General features: G+C 45.4%; 22 protein-coding genes. 4 read left to right on the top strand and 18 right to left on the bottom strand.

The features are described 5' to 3' along the window. Nucleotides 1-95 precede the first annotated feature (95 nt). The 3 genes from VIA_RS08715 (at nucleotide 96) to VIA_RS08700 (ending at nucleotide 2,548) form a co-directional block, all read left to right on the top strand. Nucleotides 96-590 carry a YcxB family protein gene (locus VIA_RS08715; RefSeq protein ID WP_004412473.1) on the top strand — a complete coding sequence of 165 codons (495 nt, stop codon included), beginning with the start codon at nucleotides 96-98 and terminating at the stop codon, nucleotides 588-590. Nucleotides 591-743: 153 nt separating this feature from the next. Further along, nucleotides 744-1,067 (top strand): hypothetical protein, encoded by a 324-nt coding sequence (locus tag VIA_RS08710; RefSeq protein ID WP_004412472.1) that lies wholly within the window; start codon nucleotides 744-746, stop codon nucleotides 1,065-1,067. 257 nt (nucleotides 1,068-1,324) lie between these two features. Continuing rightward, entirely contained in the window at nucleotides 1,325-2,548 is a 1,224-nt protein-coding gene (locus VIA_RS08700; RefSeq protein WP_004412471.1) for a DUF4238 domain-containing protein, read from the top strand. Between the two features lie 118 nt (nucleotides 2,549-2,666). Here VIA_RS08700 and VIA_RS08695 read toward each other — a convergent pair whose 3' ends face one another. The 18 genes from VIA_RS08695 to VIA_RS08610 all read right to left on the bottom strand — a co-directional run bounded on the left by VIA_RS08695 (nucleotide 2,667) and on the right by VIA_RS08610 (nucleotide 19,178). Further along, nucleotides 2,667-3,854, bottom strand: coding sequence for a hypothetical protein (locus VIA_RS08695; RefSeq protein ID WP_004412470.1), 1,188 nt, complete (start codon nucleotides 3,852-3,854; stop codon nucleotides 2,667-2,669). A gap of 154 nt (nucleotides 3,855-4,008) precedes the next feature. Then, the gene (locus VIA_RS08690) at nucleotides 4,009-5,232 is read right to left on the bottom strand and encodes a beta-ketoacyl-ACP synthase (RefSeq protein WP_004412469.1); all 1,224 of its coding nucleotides are present in this window, start codon (nucleotides 5,230-5,232) and stop codon (nucleotides 4,009-4,011) included. Further along, nucleotides 5,229-5,954, bottom strand: a complete 726-nt coding sequence (locus VIA_RS08685) for a 3-ketoacyl-ACP reductase FabG2 (RefSeq protein ID WP_004412468.1) — start codon at nucleotides 5,952-5,954, stop codon at nucleotides 5,229-5,231. The genes VIA_RS08690 and VIA_RS08685 overlap by 4 nt, the downstream gene beginning before the upstream one ends. Further along, nucleotides 5,951-6,415: a hotdog family protein gene (locus VIA_RS08680; RefSeq protein WP_004412467.1), complete on the bottom strand. Its 465-nt coding sequence runs from the start codon at nucleotides 6,413-6,415 to the stop codon at nucleotides 5,951-5,953. Before VIA_RS08680 ends, VIA_RS08685 begins: the two co-directional genes overlap by 4 nt. After that, a complete protein-coding gene (locus VIA_RS08675) occupies nucleotides 6,408-7,595 on the bottom strand; it encodes a beta-ketoacyl-[acyl-carrier-protein] synthase family protein (RefSeq protein WP_004417300.1) in 1,188 nt (395 codons plus the stop codon). The genes VIA_RS08680 and VIA_RS08675 overlap by 8 nt, the downstream gene beginning before the upstream one ends. Nucleotides 7,596-7,600: 5 nt before the next feature. Further along, nucleotides 7,601-8,227 carry a DUF3261 domain-containing protein gene (locus VIA_RS08670; protein ID WP_004412465.1) on the bottom strand — a complete coding sequence of 209 codons (627 nt, stop codon included), beginning with the start codon at nucleotides 8,225-8,227 and terminating at the stop codon, nucleotides 7,601-7,603. Beyond that, nucleotides 8,224-10,557: an MMPL family transporter gene (locus VIA_RS08665; RefSeq protein WP_004412464.1), complete on the bottom strand. Its 2,334-nt coding sequence runs from the start codon at nucleotides 10,555-10,557 to the stop codon at nucleotides 8,224-8,226. Before VIA_RS08665 ends, VIA_RS08670 begins: the two co-directional genes overlap by 4 nt. Next, on the bottom strand, nucleotides 10,529-11,140 hold the full coding sequence (locus tag VIA_RS08660; protein WP_004412463.1) for a LolA family protein: 612 nt from the start codon (nucleotides 11,138-11,140) through the stop codon (nucleotides 10,529-10,531). The genes VIA_RS08665 and VIA_RS08660 overlap by 29 nt, the downstream gene beginning before the upstream one ends. Next, nucleotides 11,137-11,583: an acyl-CoA thioesterase gene (locus VIA_RS08655; protein WP_004412462.1), complete on the bottom strand. Its 447-nt coding sequence runs from the start codon at nucleotides 11,581-11,583 to the stop codon at nucleotides 11,137-11,139. The genes VIA_RS08660 and VIA_RS08655 overlap by 4 nt, the downstream gene beginning before the upstream one ends. After that, a complete protein-coding gene (locus VIA_RS08650; RefSeq protein ID WP_004412461.1) occupies nucleotides 11,583-13,136 on the bottom strand; it encodes an HAL/PAL/TAL family ammonia-lyase in 1,554 nt (517 codons plus the stop codon). Before VIA_RS08650 ends, VIA_RS08655 begins: the two co-directional genes overlap by 1 nt. After that, nucleotides 13,117-14,820 (bottom strand): glycosyltransferase family 2 protein, encoded by a 1,704-nt coding sequence (locus tag VIA_RS08645; RefSeq protein WP_004412460.1) that lies wholly within the window; start codon nucleotides 14,818-14,820, stop codon nucleotides 13,117-13,119. The genes VIA_RS08650 and VIA_RS08645 overlap by 20 nt, the downstream gene beginning before the upstream one ends. 1 nt (nucleotide 14,821) lies before the next feature. Then, on the bottom strand, nucleotides 14,822-15,181 hold the full coding sequence (locus VIA_RS08640; RefSeq protein ID WP_004412459.1) for an ApeI family dehydratase: 360 nt from the start codon (nucleotides 15,179-15,181) through the stop codon (nucleotides 14,822-14,824). A 12-nt stretch (nucleotides 15,182-15,193) separates the two neighbouring features. Beyond that, complete coding sequence (locus VIA_RS08635) at nucleotides 15,194-16,573, bottom strand: AMP-binding protein (protein WP_004412458.1); 1,380 nt, start codon at nucleotides 16,571-16,573, stop codon at nucleotides 15,194-15,196. Nucleotides 16,574-16,578: 5 nt separating this feature from the next. Further along, a complete protein-coding gene (locus tag VIA_RS08630) occupies nucleotides 16,579-17,139 on the bottom strand; it encodes a COG4648 family protein (protein ID WP_004412457.1) in 561 nt (186 codons plus the stop codon). Beyond that, nucleotides 17,139-17,396, bottom strand: a complete 258-nt coding sequence (locus VIA_RS08625) for an acyl carrier protein (RefSeq protein ID WP_004412456.1) — start codon at nucleotides 17,394-17,396, stop codon at nucleotides 17,139-17,141. The genes VIA_RS08630 and VIA_RS08625 overlap by 1 nt, the downstream gene beginning before the upstream one ends. A 15-nt stretch (nucleotides 17,397-17,411) precedes the next feature. Continuing rightward, complete coding sequence (locus VIA_RS08620) at nucleotides 17,412-17,672, bottom strand: phosphopantetheine-binding protein (protein ID WP_004412455.1); 261 nt, start codon at nucleotides 17,670-17,672, stop codon at nucleotides 17,412-17,414. 16 nt (nucleotides 17,673-17,688) lie between these two features. Continuing rightward, a complete protein-coding gene (locus tag VIA_RS08615; protein ID WP_004412454.1) occupies nucleotides 17,689-18,453 on the bottom strand; it encodes a lysophospholipid acyltransferase family protein in 765 nt (254 codons plus the stop codon). Beyond that, on the bottom strand, nucleotides 18,450-19,178 hold the full coding sequence (locus tag VIA_RS08610) for a beta-ketoacyl synthase chain length factor (RefSeq protein ID WP_004412453.1): 729 nt from the start codon (nucleotides 19,176-19,178) through the stop codon (nucleotides 18,450-18,452). Before VIA_RS08610 ends, VIA_RS08615 begins: the two co-directional genes overlap by 4 nt. Nucleotides 19,179-19,249: 71 nt before the next feature. Between VIA_RS08610 and VIA_RS08605 the strand changes: the two genes are divergently transcribed. After that, a complete protein-coding gene (locus VIA_RS08605; protein WP_004412452.1) occupies nucleotides 19,250-19,642 on the top strand; it encodes a hypothetical protein in 393 nt (130 codons plus the stop codon). Nucleotides 19,643-19,670 lie beyond the last annotated feature (28 nt).

The raw sequence follows: 19,670 nt of genomic DNA, 5'->3' as shown, positions 1-19,670 counted from the left end.
AATTGCTAAAGATAAGCTCCTAGAAGCGATACAATGCTCGCGTTGCAAGATCGTAACCTGAATACTCATTCACAGAAACCTTAAAGTAATTATACATGTCTAAAGATTTCGACTTCACCACAGAATACACACTCGACAAGCCTTTCTTTGCAGAGTGTTATGATCAAACTAGTCTGCCTGCTAGGTTCCCACAAGCTTATTTGAAAGGGATACTCTTTCTTATTTTTGGTGTGGTGTTAGTAGAGTTTAAGCTGCTACCTAACGGTTACGTCGGTTGGTTCTTTATTGTATTGAGTGTGATTGAAACATGTAGTGTTTACTTCAAAAGAACATGGTGGCTATGGCGACAAACTATCAGCTCAAGCCGTGGTAGCAAGGTGGTTCTTCAAGTGAACGCGAATGGTGTGGGTTATAAAAGCGGTAAAATCGACCGACAAATTGCTTGGAATGAAATCGATCAACTTGAACAAACCGGCTTAGGCTTAATCCTTCATTTGGGTAAACAGCGTCAGTACATCAGTAAGTCCTGCTTAAATGAAGAAGTGATCGCGTTTATGGTAGAGCGGCACGAAGCTTCAAAAGCAAGTTAATACTGTTACGGGCAATAAGACTTTGCTGATAGGCGAGTCACTAAGTTTTCATTAAACAAAGTGATCAAATTGAGTAATACCACTTGCTCTTTAGTGAGTTGCATTAGGGCTATACAGTGGGCATTTTAAAAGTGTTAGTAGGAAGTTCGCACTATGCGTAAAACAGACAAGAAGACTGAAAATCAAATTCGAGACGTTTTAACCGAAGTTTGTGAAGATACGTTAAAAGGCTACGATGGTTTTCTTTGGGTGACTCATACGGTCAAACTCTCCTCTTTTCCACAAAGCTTAGAAATAGTCTGTGTATTCGAAACGAACCAAGATAGAGCAAGTTTTTTGGAGGGAGAAGGTCAACAGCATGTCTCAGCAACTATCCAAAATGCGTTTAATAAAGTTGGGGTCCAACTGAAGAATGTAGGTAAGCAAATCAGTTACGATACACAGCAAAATCGCGAGCACGGTCATCAAAGGAAGTGATTTGAGTTTGTGGTGGAAACTTGAGACTTTGTTTTACTAGTTTTGATATAAAGCCTGAAGGCTAATGTCAGTCCTCTAAAGCAGGACGATTAACGCTTGCCAATTTAAGGCTAGGGTATACCTTAGCTGTTTTGGTTAAATCGCCTTTGCCCCAAAATGAGTTGTAACTTCTCAGCCTAGTCGGAAATTTTTCAATCAGTCCCTTATTTTCTATATGATATTTATAATTGTGGTTCAATATATTCACAGGAGATTTCATGAAAAAACGCTTATGCGAATTGTTTTCGGGTACTGACGATAAACAAGCACAAGCATTGGTTGAGATCTGGGGAGAAGTCGTGGATCAGATATTCCATGAAATGGACAGGATTTCTGTACCTCAAATGACAGAGCTTCACATCAACTTACGAGAAGAAATGATCCTCGAACTCGCTAAGTTGAGGAACTACATTGAATCTAAGGTCATTGAAGCTCAAACCTCTGAACTACTGCCAAATGACATTGATTTAGAATTAGAAAGAGAACATTGTTTAGGTGAATTCGGGCAACAAAAGATACTGAATACAGGAAAAATTCTAGCCGAAAATGTATGGCTAGAAAAATATAATAACCGTTGGAAATTAAAAACAAGAGCAGCGCTTGAAAAAGAGAATACACCTTCATCAGCAAAGGCTTTGAAAATTAATAAAGTAAGAGACAATCACTTCATCCCTAAATCATTTATTAAAAAGTATTGGTCGGAAAAGGGCATAATCAGAAAGAACTCAATATCAAAAGGAGTTGTCAACTATATAGATACTTCATTTGGTAAGTGGGGATTTGTTCGAAATCTGTACTCGGATAGGTTAGAGGCATATTTCGGGTTAGTGGAAGGTGATGCTTCTATCCCCATAGAAAAAGTCTTAAAAGTTGAGCCTCTCAATATGCCTCAGAAGCAGGCGTTGGTTGGTTTTATTGTTATTCAACATATTAGAGACCCAGCATTTATCGAGTCACACAATGCAAAGTTGAAACCTGTCATTGAGCAGCACTATGGAGTAGAAAAAGCTAATGATACTAGCCATGTTCAATTCATTTATGAAAGTATTTTCAACAATCATGAAGTGTATCGAAAGCTATCTAAGCCGCTTTTTGATAACCAATGGGTTCTTATTCGTTCTCCACACAAAGCCATCGCACTACCAGATACGTGCAACATCTTCACTAGTATAAATAGTGAGCCTTTTATCGTAGTACCGATCTCGGTGTCAGAGTGTTTAGTTATTTTACCGCAGAAAGCTGATGAGTTTCCTTGGCCATGGTATGTAACAGCAACACCTGAATTAGAACGGTTGTTGCTTTGTTTTATAATAGAGTATAGCCACACTGAGTTTTTGAGCTGCATACAGCAAGATATCACCGTTATAGAGGCAGTTGAAAATAATGGTGAAAAGATCGTCGATTCAATTCTTAAATTAGCCCCTAAAAGAGGTGTACAGTAAGAATAATTGATTTAAATCTTTAGCTTTCTAAATCATTTTTGTCCAAAACTTTGTTGGCGGATTTGTAATGCCTATAAACTGGTGAACGGTAGATATACTGCTCACCAATCCATTCTAGTTATAGGTACAGCTTCGTAAGCTCATCCCACTTTTTCTTGCCGATAATCTTGGTTAGTTCCCCGATGGAAGCTTCAGAAAGGCTGCCATCTTTGTTGTAAGTCAGAGTCGGTAATCGCGAATCTAAACTCTCCCCTTTATCCATTAGGCTCTGGTCGAGCGCTTGCCAAAACGCAGGGCCCTTGACGTAAAACAGTGGGTAATATTGATACTGCTGTTCCGTCGATACAAGATTGCTGGCTTCAAAAAGTCCGGTTGATGCGAAAGGAAAGCTTTGAGCAAAACCGTCCCACTGAGCTTTCGGGTCTGTGAACTTATATTGAGTTTTATCGAGAGACTTGATGGCATAGTATTCAGCAAGGCTTTCAGATGCCCACAACGGTGAAGAGGTGTCGAGTAAATGCATTGATTCGTGAGCCGCTATCTTAAGCAGCATCGGCATTTCATCATCTTCGAACTGACCATTGTCTAAGATGGCATTGATAAGAATTTTATTGCTTCCGGCGGCGCCACTGACGCTGCCAGCTTGTTTATCTCGGCTAAAGAAAGCGATATCCCACTGATTCACCGAACTGTCAGGAAACAGGCTTATAAGGTAATTCAACTGGGACTCAAGTGCAGGTTTCCAGTCGTCCATAGTTTGCAAAATCTGCTCGGTGTCCGTGGTGACCTTAATCGTTTTTCCATTGATGTTTAGCTCGACTGGCTTAAGACCCCAAACAACAAACAGCGGTGGTCGGTCGGCATCAGGCATCCAGCCACATTGATTGTCAGGGGAGCAAACTTGCGCGGGAATAAGCTCATCATTGTGCGTAGCAAAACGTGGAAGGGAGTTAAATTCACTAACAAAACTCCAGCCCTTGATTGGCTCGTAGCTATCGATTTGTTTAGCGATATCGAAGCCGTCTTTGCCTATCGCCGCAAGCGGCAGTTGCCAAGTGACATGGTCACATTGGATAGGCGTTTGGTACTCAATCGCAGTCTGGCTTCCATTCGCAGTAACGCAGAATAAAGTGGGTTGCGTGTCGTTGGCGAGTGTTCTTGCTGGCAGAGCGTGAAACGTTCCAAGGGAGTTTGTCTCAACGCTGACGGTTACGGCGTCATGGCCAGTAGAAGTCGGTTCGATTTGGTATTTAAGTGTTGAGTCGGTAGAGGCAATGAGCGCAGTAGAGAGCAATAATAGAGACATAGATAGTGGCTACGGGAGATGTGTAATATTGGTTGGAGTAGGGACGCCAATATTAGTTCAATCGAGAATCCCTACACTAATAAACAATACGCGAATAAACAAAAACGGACTGGCAATGACCAGTCCGTTTTCTCATTTATGGCAACTAGAGAAATTAGATCTTCTTAAAGATGATCGAAGTGTTGATGCCACCAAATGCAAAGTTGTTACTCATTAAGTATTCAACCTCTAGTTCACGGCCTGAACCAGTAATGTAGTCTAAGTTGCCACATTGCTCGTCTAGCGACTCAAGGTTGAGTGTTGGGCTAAACCAGCCTGTGTGCATCATCTCTAGGCTTAACCAAGCTTCAATCGCGCCACACGCCCCAAGCGTATGGCCAAAGTAGCTCTTCAATGAACTGATTGGCACTTTACCCAGAGCGTTGGCAGTTGCATTACTCTCTGCGATGTCACCGCGGTCAGTTGCTGTGCCGTGCGCCGAAACGTAATCGATCTTCTCAGGTTCAATGCCTGCATCTTGCATCGCCATTTCCATACAGATTTGCATGGTTTCCATTTGTGGTTGAGTGACGTGGGCAGCATCGCAGTTGCTGGCAAAACCGATGATCTCAGCGTAGATCTTCGCACCGCGCGCTTTCGCATGTTCATACTCTTCCAGTACTAGCGTACCAGCACCTTCACCAATCACTAGGCCATCACGGTGGCTGTCATAAGGGCGTGGTGTAGACTTTGGCGCTTCGTTCTTTAAGCTGGTCGCAAACAGGGTATCAAATACCGCTGATTCGGTAGGGCAAAGCTCTTCGCCGCCACCTGCCACCATTACAGTTTGGTAGCCGTGTTTGATGGCTTCATAAGCGTAACCGATCGCTTGGCTGCCCGATGTACACGCGCTGCTGGTGGGAATCACACGACCTTTTAGGCCGAAGAATAGACCAACGTTAACCGCAGTCGTATGCGGCATCATTTGCACGTAAGTAGTCGCGGTGATCGCTTTGGTGGTTTTGTCATTGAGCATGACGCCGAAGGCACCAATCGCATCAGTACTGCCTGTTGATGAACCGTAGGCAATACCCGTTTGGCCGTTAGTCAGAACATCGTTACCAATCAGTCCTGATTGAATAAGGGCATTCTCAGTTGCCACAGTGGCGAGCTTAGAGACTCGGCCCATGCCGCGAACTTGTTTACGTTTGTAATGCTTTGGCAGCTCAAAGTCATCAACAGGCGCGGCCAGTTTGGTATTTAGGCCATCATATTGCTCGTAAGATTCCATGTATTGGGTAGCATTCTCACAAGCTCGAAGCTTAGGTTCTACCGTTTGCCAGTCGTTACCAAACGCGGTGACACCTGACATGCCAGTCACTACTACGCGGCGGCTCATACTAGGCCTCCATTTACCGAGATAACTTGGCGAGTCACGTAACCTGCGATGTCTGACATTAGGTAGCTAACAAGGCCTGCCACTTCTTCAGGTTCGCCCATACGACGCAGTGGAATCTGTGGCATCGCGTGTTCTTTGACGTGCTCATCAACCATACCGGTATCAATCAGACCCGGAGCGACACAGTTAACGGTAATTTTACGCTTAGCGAGCTCTAGCGCCAGTGACTTGGTTGCACCAATCACGCCGGCTTTTGCGGCGCTGTAGTTGGTTTGACCACGGTTACCCATTAAGCCAGATACAGATGCTAGGGTCACAATTCGACCACCTTTGCGTTTTTGTACCATTGGCATCACACAAGGGTGCAGTACGTTGTAGAAGCTATCTAGGTTGGTATGGATAACACCGTCCCACTCTTCTTCAGTCATCGCAGGGAAGGCGGTATCACGGGTGATGCCGGCATTGTTTACTACGCCATAGTATGCGCCATTTTGTTCAATATCGGCTTCAAGCTTTTCACGACACTCTTCGCGATTGCTGATATCAAATTGAATTAGACGACCATTGCCACCGTTTTTCTCGATGGTATCTAGGGTGTCTTGGGCACCCTTCATATCGCCCATATAGTGGACAACAATGGTAAATCCATCTGTCGCAAGCTGGGTAGCGATCGCTTTGCCAATCCCTTTACTTGCACCTGTGACTAGTACTTGTCGGGTCATTGTTGACTCCTGATTTTCATTTCTTGTAATTTTTCTTCTGTTGGTACGTATACGTTGAGTTGGCAGCTTGCCATTATTTGTTGTTCGAATTCGATACGTGCCGTGAATACTGCCATTCCGTTATCTTCCATTACTTTTTCAGCAAAAACATCAAGACGCTGTCCATTTTGGAATCTATCGCAATGAGAAGAGTAACGACGGCTGCCAAGTAGGAAGCCAATCGGTGGCTGTTCGCCTTTTTGTAAAGAGTGATAGCCAGACCAAGCGGCGACGGACTGAGCCATAAACTCGATACCGACGTAAGCCGGTAAAGTTTGCGACTCTTGGTCGAAGAACGGGTTTTTAGCCCCGATCTCTACTTGGCAATGAATGCTGTCTGCTTGAATATCTAGCGCTTCGTCGATCAGAATCATCGGATCGTCATGCGGCAATAGTTGATCAATTGAAGGGAAGTTAGTCATGGGTGTAACCAAAAATTAGACTAATGTTATTACCACCAAAAGCAAAAGAGTTGCTTAAAATTGCTTTGCCCGCCAGTTTAGTCGGAGCTTCAACCAGTGAAACTTCAATATCGTCAGCTTTATCTTGGCAATGCTGAATTGGTAGCTCTAAATCATGTTTTAAAATGTGCCATGCAATGGCGGCTTCAGTAGCGCTAGCTGCGCCAAGAGTATGACCAGTAAGCGGTTTTGTTGAACTGACTGGCACCTTTGAGCCAAACAGTCGATAGATGGCTTTGCTTTCCATGCTGTCGTTGAGCGGGGTTGCGGTTCCATGGGCGTTGATATATCCGATGTCATCAGCCGTCAAACTAGCATCAGTGAGCGCTTTTTGCATCGCCACTTCCGCACCATTGCCCTCGGGGTGAGGCGCTGAAATATGGTGAGCGTCAGAGCTGTCTCCGGCTCCAAGAAGTGCGACCGTTGAGGGTTCATTGCTGAGCAACATCAACGCGGCTGACTCGCCGATGTTGATGCCGTTGCGGTTAGCACTAAATGGCTGACATAAGGTTTGAGATAGCGCCTCTAGGCCATGAAAACCATTTAATGTCAGACGGCAAAGGGTATCGACACCACCGACGATGACGGCATCGACAATACCACTGCGAAGTAAACGCTGAGCGGTAATAAACACTCGACCACTTGATGAACATGCTGTTGATACCGCATAGCAAGGGCCTGATAGGTCGAAGTATTGGGCGATAAACTCGCTGGTATTGCCTAACTCTTGCTTGCGGTAGTGGTAGTCACTTGGAAACTCATCAGATTTAATTTTCTGTTGATAGGCCACCTCTCCATCAGAGATTCCAGAGGTGCTAGTTCCGATCACAACTGCAATTCGCGAATGACCAAACTGCTCAATTGCTTGCTGAACACTCTCTTCGATTTGCAGTAGCGCTGAGAGAGCCAATTGGTTGTTGCGCGTATTGAATTTGCTCAGGTGTGTTGGAATTGCAGGCAGTGATTTACTCACTTGGCCAACGACAGTTGCCGCTCCAGTATTTAAGCTGCGAGTGTCTGTCACCATGTTCGCTTGCTGCTGACCATTTAAACATTGATGGATTTCAGACTCGGCTGAGCCCATCGCACTGTGAAAGCCACAACTTTGTATAAAAATGGGTCTAGAAATGTTTGTTGTCATGGATATTACTGCGGTGTCAGTTGTACTTGTTGATACTGGAGCGTATTCACTTTTATAGTGTAGCCATCAATGAGATGGTGAAAGATAATTTCTCCATCTAGCTTCTCATTGTTACCGTATTTTATGTCGATAATTTGAGTGCCATTGCTATCGAAAATCGCTCGAGAGTCTGCTTTATCAATCACTTGCCACCTTACCTCATTTAAAGGACCTTCCCAAGCAGAAGAGGGCCAGAGAGTGATCATTAGATTAAATAGTACCTGTTCTGGTGCGGGAAGCGCGCTGCCTAATCCGGTTAGAACATCACTGGTTATCGCATCATCTTGATAAGTCAGCGACAAGATACGCGTTCCCCAAGAAGAAAACCCTGCGAGTACCAACTTATCTGCGCTGACTTGAAGTTGAACAGGTAATTGCTCTGAGCGCGCATTGTCATCAACTGTCCAAGTTGCGGTGATCAGTTGACTAGCATTCAGGCCATAACCAAGAGAGCTAGGCGAGGGCAGATTAACCATTTGACCTTGCGCGATTTCAACTTGTGGTGTGGTGTCCTTAGGCTTAGAGGCGCAGGCAGCAAGCACACCGCACATCGCGATCACGGTTAGTGTTTTTGTTATATGAACCAGTTTCACGAGTGCCTCTCTTTAATTGCTAATGGGGACAGCAGCCAAGCGACAAAGATGCCACTGAGTACAGTGATACCAAAGCTATGAATGGCGTGAGTCTCACTGAGTGACAGTAGGCCAAATGACAATAGTGTTGTCATAGCAGATAAGGTGATCGCGAGTAATGTACTAGGGCTACGTGCTTTTTCAGCAAAAAACAGTGTGTAGTCGATGCCAATCCCAATAATGAGAATAAGTGCGAGTAAATTGAACAGATTCAGTGTCGATCCAATCGCAGATGCTGCGGAAAGTCCCGCGACACAAGCAATCAGTGACGGAATCAGAATCGTAATTGCATGGGTAAAGCCATAGCGCTTGGTCAGCACGCCACTAATGACCAATAAGGCCACGGCGATAAGCTCCATCACCTTGATACGGTAATCAGCAAACAGAGCGGAGATTTCAGCCGCTTTGTTTAGGTAGCTCATATCTGGCTGGTAGGCGACATACTCTTTGACTGTTTCGATATTGTTTAGCTCTTTAAGCAGCACGACACTTGCGACTTTGCCCTCAACGTTACCGACATAGAGAAAACGAACAGGCTCGGAAACGGAGTGAGTCAAATAATCTTGCAGAGAGACTGGTTCTAAGGTTTGAGTTAACTGCGGAACGTCGGTGAGCTTTAGCATACTGGCCAGTACAGGGCCTTGGTTACGGTACAAGTCTTCAATCAGCTCATAGTCAGCCTTTTGAGTTGCTGTTGAGCTAATGTATTGCGTGAGGCTCTGAAAACCTTCAATCACACCTTGGTTTTGCCATTGCATCAGTTGGTTATTAAAGGCTTCGAGTTTTTGCAAAAGCTGCTCATCATCATCAGCAGTGACGACCACCATTTGTTGTGATGAGTTTAAGCCACTCAGTTGTGAGATAAAGGTTTCTTGCTGCTTCAACGATTCAGGCATTGCTTGAAGCTGGCGAATATCATCATCATATTGAAGGTTAGCCAGCGGAACTAATGCCACAATCAGACACGTAAGCGGTAGTGCTCGGCGCACCATTGGCTTCGACCACACATTGAGCCAGTGTTGCCAAATAGTCTGGCCGGGAAGTGGTCTGGTTTTACTTGGTTTAACCGCAAGGATTGGGTACCAAGCTACAACGGTGGCATAGGCTGCTGCTAAGCCAATCGATGAAAATAGCGCTAACTGTTGCAGGCCAGGGAATGGGGCGATCAGCATCCCCATATAGCCAATTAGACTTGTCAGTAGGCCCATCGTGATGGCAGCAAAGATATGCTTTAATCCTTTTTTGCTATCCCATTGGTTACCGGCAGCTAAACGTTCGGTGAGGTAATGAAACGCATAGTCGATGGAAACGCCAATTAGGCTTGCGCCAAACACTAAACTAAATAGATGAACGGTACCAAATAGCCATGTTGTCACCGAGAGTGCGGCAATCAAACCAATCGTGATCGAGAGCAATGCCAGTGAAAGAGGGGCAGCACTGCGAAATACGCCGATGATTAGGACGACGACACCGAGCAAAGAAAACAGTCCAATGGTGCTGATCTCAGATTTGGCGCTTTGTGTGCCGAATTCAGCGTAGAATAGAACCCCAGTATGATAAAACTCAACTTGATATTGCTCAGTCAGGCTTTGCTCAATTTGTTGGATCGTACCCACACCGTTTTGTGCATTAAGGCTGTAGGGGGAATCTTTTAGGGTTGCAGTGACCAGTATGTACTCTTGCCCTTGGTAGCTTGTAGAGAGAAAGCCATTGTTGAGGGTAAAGGCACTGCTAAGTTGGGTGAGCTGTGAAAGGTAGTCGCGAAAAATCAAAAATGGGTCGCTGTTAAGCTCATTGCCTGTTACGCCAGAAAACGGGTTATAGATTGACTGTAAGACATATTGGACTTGCGCCTGGGGCTGCTGGGTTAAGCGTTGACGTTGCGCTTCAGTGAGTTGCTGAAAGCGGTGCTGGAAGTAATAGGCGGCCCAGAGACTTTGCTGCTTTTCATCAACTTGGCCAACCACGTCAGCGAATAAGCCAGTATCACTAAGCTCTTGAGCCAGTTTGCCTGCTGCCGCGTAGCTGTTTTGACTTTCAGGCGCAGTAACAACAAACACGACCTTATCACTAAGGTTATTTGAAACGGCCTCGAAAGCTTGCTCTGCCACAGGGTTCTGTTGGTTTTTAGGTAGCAGTTTGAGGATGTCAGTTTCAATCGGTGATTGCGCTGACCATAGCCATTGATAGGACAACATGGCTAAGAACAGTCCCGCCATTCCTAGCCATGCAATTGCTATTCGTTTACCCATAAACCAAGGATCAGAAGTTGAACTGTTGCTTTTCAACATCGGTTAATCCTTCAGGCTGATGTGTTTGGTTGGTGAAGATAATGTCGGTTTTATCGCCACGAATCTCTAACAGTTCGAGTTGGTCGATATTGTCACTGCCTGACAGAGTAATCGATGTGAATACCGCATTAAGTGGCGCATTGAGTGGCGTCAGTTCGATTGTCCACTGGTCAGATTCAGTGTTGAAGGCAATATCAAACTGTTCTTTGAGCGCTTCTGTATCGCCGTGGAAAACAGCAAGGAAAACGTGGCTAAAGTAAAATGCCATTGGGTTTTCTTTCGCGGTAATAACTTGTGGTTGCTGACCCGCAAAGGTTTGACGCAGTTTGTCTTGAGTAAGTACTAAACCAACTGGGAAAGGTGTCTCTTGTTGCCACAGCAAACCTTGCTCTTTATTCAGGGTAAAGTGGCCTTCAGAGCTTAATGGCTGTTCAAACATCTCAATATGGCGTTGTTGAACAAAATCCCCTCGCACTGTCTCATGTTGAGAAAGTTGAGTTTGTAGCGAAGCCAAATCTGTAACTGATGACCATGCTAGGGGAGAGAGCAACATTAGCAGTGAAGCCAGACAGCGTTTGATCATATGACTTTTCCTTCTCGGTGCCATTGCTCGACTTTATCGATAAATACATGTGGTGAGGCGAAACACATCTCTTGTTCTTTGATAGAAACCGCCACTTGAGTGGTGTGCGCTTTACACATGCGTTTGCCTGTTTGAGCATCGTAAATGACGTAGTCGACACGCAAGCGGTTTTCCCATTCGGTAAGCTTGGCAGTCACGCGGATCTGATGATTAAACGGGATTGCTTTAACGTACTTTACACGCGTATCAATGATCGGCCACATATAGCCAGATTCATTCATCGCTAAGTATCCGTAGCCAATCTTGTCCATCATGATACGACGGGCTTCTTCAAAAAAGCGGAAGTAGTTACCGTGGTATATCACACCCATAGGATCGGCATCTTGGAAAGAGGTGACCATAGTCACCTCCGATTCAAGAGGAAAAAGGATCTCTTGCTCCATTACGCCTCCGAATAGAGCGACCAGTGACGCTGCTGGATACGCTCGATAAAGTGGCGCAAATCGTGCTCAAGTGGACGGTCTTCGATGACGAATTCGAATTCACTCAGCACCGCATCACGGATCATCTTCAAGTTGTCGCTCATGTGGTGCTCGTCGAGCTCATTATGACGGCGTCGAATTTCTACCGCCTGAATACTCGCAAGCAGAGACGCCGCTGCCACTTGTTCTGTTAGCTCTAGCACACGTAGACAGTCGCGCGCCGCAATGGTGCCCATGCTCACTTTATCTTGGTTGTGACATTCAGTTGAACGTGAGAACACGCTCGCTGGCATAGTGTGCTTAAGCGCTTCAGCTGTCCATGCTGAAATGCCAATTTGCACTGCTTTAAAGCCATGGTTGATTGGCTTACGCTCGCCTTCAGCACCGGTTAGGTTAAATGGCAGACCGTTATTGAATTTGTAATCCATCAACTGCGCCATTTGACGATCAAGCAGATCGGCAAGGTTAGCAATACCTGTTTTTAGCGTATCCATTGCCATTGCGATGTGACCACCGTAGAAGTGACCGCCATGCAGGACGCGTTCGTTATCACCGTCAATGATTGGGTTATCGTTGGCACTGTTCAATTCATTTTCAATCATTGAACGTAGCCACGGCAGTGAGTCTTGAACCACACCAATTACATGTGGTGCGCAGCGTAGTGAATAACGATCTTGTAAGCGGTCACTGTTGCGTGGTGGGCGTTCAGCTTTTAAGTCATCACGCAGCCAAGCCGCAACTTGCTGTTGGCCAGGGTGAGGTTTCACCGCAAACAACGCTTCGTCAAAGTGGAAGTCATTACCGTGCATACCAACCGATACCATCGCCGTAATCTTGGTACACAGCTGCGCGAGATACTCAGCACGTTTGTAAGCAAGACAAGCCAGCGCGGTCATTACCGATGTTCCGTTCATCAGTGCTAAGCCTTCTTTCGGCTTGAGATGAATAGGGTCAATGCCTAGCTCAGCGAACACTTCTGCCGTTGGGCGAGTTTCGCCTTTGTATAACACGTCACGCTCACCGATAAGTGCAGCAGCCAAGTAAGAAAGTGGCGTTAAGTCACCACTTGCCCCAACAGAGCCTTCTTGCGGGATGCGCGGCGCGATATCTCGGTTAATCAGCGTAACGATTTGGTTAAGTAAGTCGTGCGTGACGCCCGATACCCCTTGAGCCAGCGAACAAAGGCGAGTTGCCAGTACTGCGCGTGCTTGCTCATGAGATAGCACTTCACCGAGACCACAGCCGTGGAAGCGAGTCAGGTGCAATGGCAGCTCATCGACTAAGTTAGGCGGAATAGCAACCGTACATGAGTCACCGTAGCCTGTTGTCACGCCGTAGATGACGCCTTCTTCTTTTAGCAGTCGCTCCAGAAAAGCGACACCGCGGTCGATCTTAGCGGTAAACTCTGGCGAGCTGTTGATATCGGCATTGGCACCTTGAGCAATGGCTACCACATCTTCGATGGTTAAAGCCTGTGCGCCAAACGTAATGGTTTTATTGTTTTGCGTCGTCATCGTGCTGATTACTTAATGTCCAAAAATTGAAAAAATTATACCATTGTAAAGGGGCTTGTAGTGTGTAGTGCTCTAGGCGATTAGCGTAGTTTTGCACCACTTCTTGTAGCGCTTTCTGGCGCTCTTTTCTTGGTAATACGAGTTTGTCGCTAAAATGCTCAAAGTAGACGTTGAAGTGAGGTGTCTCACTTGAGTCATCTCTTAAGCCAAATAGCAAATATACAGGGGCTTTCAGCACAGAAGCCAACATAAATGGCCCTTGCGGGAAAGGAGCAGGTTTACCCAAAAAGTCAGCCCAAACAGAGCGGCTCTCTTTGCTGGTGGAGGTTCTGTCACCGACGATCACCACCCACTCACCTTGTTCGATCTTCTGTTGCAGCAAAATAGCGGTGTCTGGCCCCATCGAGCTTACCTGAATCAGATTCAAGTCTGACTTAGGGTTGACGGCTTTCATTACCGTGTTAAAGCGCTCAGCATGCTCGGTAAAGACCAGTGCGTTGATCTTAATATGCTTGTGTCGACGGCCAAGCGCTCGGCAAAGCTCGATATTGCCTAGGTGCGATCCTAGCAATAACACGCCCTGATTGTTGTCGACCATCTCTTGAAACTGCTCTTGACCATGGATTGTGAGGTTATCAACACTAAAGTCGCCTTTCCATGCGGCAAGTTTATCGATCATGGTGTGGCCAAAAGAGAGCAGGTGATGGTAGCTATCTATAGGCTGAGGCAATTCAATCTGCTGCTGAGACGCGTAGCTAGAGAGTTGAGCCAAGTAGGTTTCAGAAGCTTGTTTGGCATCTTTACCTGTCAGATGGTAGTAGCGTATGACTAGCTTAAGGATTAGGTTAAATGCCTTACGGCCCAGTAAACTGTAGATCGCCAACATCAGTTTAATGCCGATGATGGTGCCTTGCTCTTGGCGTTTTGACCAATGGGCATTGGCTGTCTTCTTACGCTTTCGTGCTAGCAACTTTGGGATTCTTGGCAACATGCCAAAGAACAGCCGTGTATGCATCCAACTGATCTTTACATTGTCCCAAAGTGCATCAAAGTGCGAGATGCCCCCTTCAGGGTAGATCACCCGAGTTTCGACAAAGTCGATGTCGACACCTTCCCAATACATACGGACTAAAATCTCGATGTCGAAGTCCATACGCGTGCCAATATCGTATTTATCGAGCACGGCGATGGTGCTTTTCACGGGGTAGGCACGAAAGCCGCACATGCTGTCTTTAATCGCAAAGGAGAGGGTTTCTATCCAGACCCAAATATGAGTGGCGTAACGTCCGTAAAGGCGAGCTTTCGGCACGCTTTCATCATAAACAGGCTGGCCTGAAATTAAATGCTCTGGGTATTGTGCGGAACGCTCCATCAGTGTCGGTAGCGCTTGGATGTCATGTTGGCCATCGGCATCAATTTGGATCACATGACTGTAACCCAGTTCGCTTGCTTGGCGAATGCCCGCCATCACAGCTCCGCCTTTACCTTGGTTCTGCTCTAAGGTAACCAGCGTGACATTATCTTGCTGCGAAACTTGGTCTAATGTGTGTTTTGTTTCTTGATTGCTACCGTCGTCCACAACGATAAAAGGGAGTTTAAAAGAGTCTAGTGAGGACACCACAGCGGCGATGGTGCTGCTGTGGTTGTAGCAAGGGATAAGAAAACAGGCTTGGTAATGGCTCACACTATCCACCTAACTTCATCTTGCCAGAAGAGTGAATGATCAGTCGGTCTGGGGTATGAGAGCGGTATTTGAACGCGAGCTTTTGTTTATCATCGTCCCAAGTGAGCTCAAGAGTCACTACGCTATCGGGCAGGATGGGTTCTTGGAACTTGATCACTTCCATTCCTTTGAAAAGAGGCGGAGTGCCTAAATACTCAATGGCGTAAAACAGCGCCCAATCAATTTGGCTGACACCAGGTAAGAGTGGGAAGTGGGTAAAGTGACCACGAAAATCCAAGATATTAGCATCGACTTTCATGATGATAGTCGCGCTTTTGTCTTCGACGTGCACTTCGGTAATGGTTGGTTTTCTTTGTTCCATTGTTATTTGTCTTTATTGGAATAATTTGGCTATTTCAGTGACTTGTCGTTTCCCTTGGCTATTCAAGGGAATCTCATCCACTAAGCGGTACTTTCTTGGAATCGCGATAGGCTCTAACCAATTTCGTAACGCTTTCCTAAGGGCAATCCAAAATTTTCCCTTACCTAGGGCATCGATCTCTTGCTGGCCTTTTTCCGTGAGGACGATAACGGCACATAGCGAGAGTCTGCTCTCCTCGGTTTTTGGAATTACGGCGCTCTCTTCAATCCATTCTAGTTGCTCTAGTCGTTTTTCGACTTCAACTAGCGAGATGCGCTTTTCTTCAACTTTAACAATTCGGTCAGTACGGCCTTTCAGTTCAAAGGAAACCTTATCATGAAAATAGCACTCATCGGCAGTTTGATACCATTCTTGGCCGTTGATATGTGGAGAGCGTAATCGTAAACAACGCTCTTCGTTCAATTGGGCTTCAATACCGGGGAATAATTGCCAAGGAGTCGATGCAGAGAACTGCTGCCTGTGTGCGATACCCCCGGTTTCCGTGCTGCCAAACACTTCAATAGGTAATTGATTAAACAGCTCTTCACTGTGAATAGCCGCTGAGTTTGCCAGTGGGCCACCAGAAGAGAATACAGCCCTCAGTGGGGTACGCTGGTGTTCTTGAGTTAGGCGTTTTAATAGTGCCGGACTGCTGACTAACACGGTGTCTGGGCTGGCATGGTGAACAATTTGTTCTGGGAACTCGAGGTTTTGCGTCGCGAATGGTCTCGCAGCACACAATGGCCATAAAAGGCGGAACAGCAAGCCGTAAATATGTTGGTGAGAGACGGTACTTTCAATTCGAGTCTCATCAATTTGCTCACCCCACAATGACTGCAAAATCGAAAGTTCGATATCAAGCTGTTCAAGGCTCTTGCTTATCGCTTTTGCTGAGCCGCTAGAACCAGAAGTAAACAAAGTGACAATCAGGTCTTCTGCAGCTAATGGTTGCCAGTCGAATGAGCATGCCTCAGTGCTTGGAGCGGATTGTTTGCTTATCGTTAAAGCAGTAAGCCCTGTTGCAATTGGGACTGCATCATCATGGAGCAATAAATCAAAGTGCTGTTGTAACTCTTTGACAGCTTCCGTCTGGTAGTTTCCTGGAAGGACGAGCGCTTTTTGTGCGTAGCAGGCAGCGAAAAAGCCGACTGCAAACAGGTAGCTATCACTAAAGCAGAGAGCGACGCGTTGAACGTCTTGCTGGGATAGTTTGTCAGTATAGTAAGCAACATCATGTTGAAACTCTGCCCAAGACATCACCTGCTGCTGATCAAAGGCAACCGGTGTTGATGATGCTCGGTGAGCACAGAGTAAGTTTTCAATTGACACAAAGTCAGTAGAAGCGAGTGGCATGATGTTTAGTGATCCCTACGAATAAACTGGCGAACTACCCATTCAGTACCCATAAGAGTGCCTGCAAGTAGATAACTGATTAGCCCGTTATAGAGCGTCCAAATCTCTAATGGCTGAAAGCAGGTATAGAGTGCTATCAGCCCATTGATTATGAAGAACGCACACCAAATTGCAGTAACTTTACGGGTGTAAGCTACGCCACTTTCAGGCAAGTTAGGCTCTTGAAGCCGAGCCAATCGTTCGATGATGGTTTGTGGTTGTTTAAAACTGGAGGCGAACACAATCAGCATACATAGGTTGACCACGACGGGGTAAAACGTCATCCATCCATGTTGTTTAAACAGGATGCTTAGGCCAACCAGTGAGATCCCAGTGATCGCGCTGATCTGAACAACGGATTTGAGTTCTTTCAACTGAGTTCGCTGAACGGAAAACAACCGCACTCCTAAGGCGACGATAAGCACTACCCCCACCAAAGAAATACCAAAACGTTCTATGCCAAAATAGATAGCAAATGGGTAAGCAAGCAGAACAACTGCGGACAATATTGTCAGCAATTGGCGCATTAGGCGTCCTTCAGAAGCTCAGTTACTGCGTTTACTACGTCATCTACTGTTCGAACAGTACTGAATTCCGCAGGTTTGATTTTCTTGCCTGTTACATTTTGTAGGTGGACCACAAGATCGACAGCGTCAATGCTATCTAGATCGAGGTCTTGGTATAGATGTGCTTCTGGCACAATATCCGTAGCATCAATTTCAAACAATTCTTCAAGTGCGTCCTTCACTTGGTCAAATACTTGTTCTTTGTTTACATCTGTCATGAAAGTACCTACGAATTATTCACTAGTTTGGGCAGAGATATAGCTTGCAAGATTGCTCACCGATGCGAAGTGCTCACGGGTATTAGAGTCATCCGCATCAATTACAATGTTGTACTTTTTCTTGATCGCCAAACCAAGTTCGAGTGCATCGATAGAATCTAAACCTAAGCCGTCGCCGAATAGAGGCGCGTCAGTTTCGATATCTTCAATGGTTAAATCTTCTAGATTAAGCGCATCAATGATGAGTTGTTTGATTTCGTTATGTAGTTTTTCCACTTGGACCTGCTTGTAACTATGGATTTTCAGGAAAGAGTGTTTCCGCTAAATGCTGTTGTAAACGGCGAGCCGCTAACGTTTGAGATGTAGTTTGCTTGATAAAAGGCTCAACCTCAACTTTATCCTTAACTTCAACAAGGAAAAAAGGCTTAGTTGGGGGCACTTGATACCACTTTTTCTCTTTTGTGAGAAAACTCGGAGAGACAGTAATATGTACTAGACGTAAATCTCTCTTTGTGCGTACCGCTATTTGCGCAGAACCACGTTGTAATTTTGATTGAACGCCTGGGGTTGTTCGCGTGCCTTCAGGGAAAACTAATAATACGTTCCCCTCGTCAAAGCGCTGCTCGCAAATAGATAACAGATCGTCCGGAGTTTCGTTGGGGATATATCCGGCTGCTTTGACGATATGCTTCATAAATGGATTGACCCATATTGCTGATTTTACCAAACAATCACAGCGCTCAAGTTGAGAAGCAATAAGCACATAATCAATTAGGCTAGGGTGATTGGCAACGATCAGACAATTTCTGTCTTGCTTCAAAATATCAGCGCCGATGATCTTATAATCAATCGCACCGGTAAATTTCATCGTTTGACAGAAAAAATTAAACGAACGTTGTATTGTTCCCTGGACTTTATATTCGGTTTCTTTTTGTCCCTTGGTCAATAATCGTATGACGGGAATGACAATAAAACTCAGAACTAAACCACCGAGTCCAAAAAGAGTAAAACAGAAACCAGTAGCGAACACTCGCCAATATTGGTTCATCTTCCTCATGAACGTGTCCAACTCCCCAATTGGCGAGGTGATTCAATCATCCAGTCCCGCTTATTTGACAAATATTGGCGGACAAACTCTAAACCTTGTGGGAGCGTCGCTTGGTGGTACTCGGTGTTGTCGGAAAAGGATACGGCGAACTGATGGCCGCTTGATAGCACTAATCCGAGCCCGTAACCCCGGTAGTCTTGGGTTTCAAAAGTTGTATACGGTTCTGGCAGCGGCTCATCGAAGTCGATAACCAGCACTTTGTGATCTGGGTTGTCGCTGAGGTACAACCAAGCTTCAAGTATTGCACTTTGGAAGGTATTTTCGGCAGCTGAGATCGACGTTAGTGGAATCGGTTTCTTTGTTGCAATCGTCGCGAGGCCTGCAGCGGTGTTATGGACAGACTGAGCAAAGGCCATTGGTGATGCTTCTTCACCTTGAATAATATCTTTGATCAGTGCTGCACTACGCTGTAATTCGCCGTGTCGACTGGCAAATACTAGGTAATCAACTTGATGCTCACTGAGCAATTCAATGGCGGTTTGTACTGCCAGTTTGGACAAATTACTCATTCGGCGGCGCATCATTGGCGGTATTGCGGACGTGATCAATTTGGTTTCTTCAGGCCACTGTAAACTAATTGCCCAATTGTCCCAATCTTGAGACTGCGAAAATCCGTTAGAATGCGCGAGCCATGAATCGATATTAAATGAAATGTTTTGAACTGATATTGGCATAAGAGATTGAATTGTTGTGTTTACAGCGAAATACTATTACTGACTAACAAACCTAATAAGGAATTATTAATATGTCACCACTTAAGTTACTCAGCTCACTATTGCTTGCATTATTACTTGTCGGTTGTGGGCGTGTTCAGCCAGTAATGAATGTTGAGGATACTCCAGTTGGATATAATCTTCAAAGTAAACAAGTTAAGATGGCGATTATGCAAGCAGCAACGAATCGCGGTTGGATTGTTGAAGAGGTTAATTCAGGTGAACTTAATGCAAAACTTCATGTTCGCTCGCATTATGCAGAAGTAAAAATCCCATTTAACTCTAAGTTTTACTCCATTCTTTATCTCAACTCAGATAATTTAAAAGCAGAAGATGGCAAAATCCATCGTAACTACAATCGTTGGGTGAATAACCTGAATGTAGATATTAAACGTCAACTGTCGCTGGTTGCGGCGGAACAGTAACCAAATTGAAGATAAATAGTTAGGTTTT

The organism is Vibrio orientalis CIP 102891 = ATCC 33934, from assembly GCF_000176235.1.
Lineage (GTDB): Bacteria > Pseudomonadota > Gammaproteobacteria > Enterobacterales > Vibrionaceae > Vibrio > Vibrio orientalis.
Note: the sequence above shows the minus strand (reverse complement) of the source record. Positions and strands in the feature narration are given on the sequence as shown.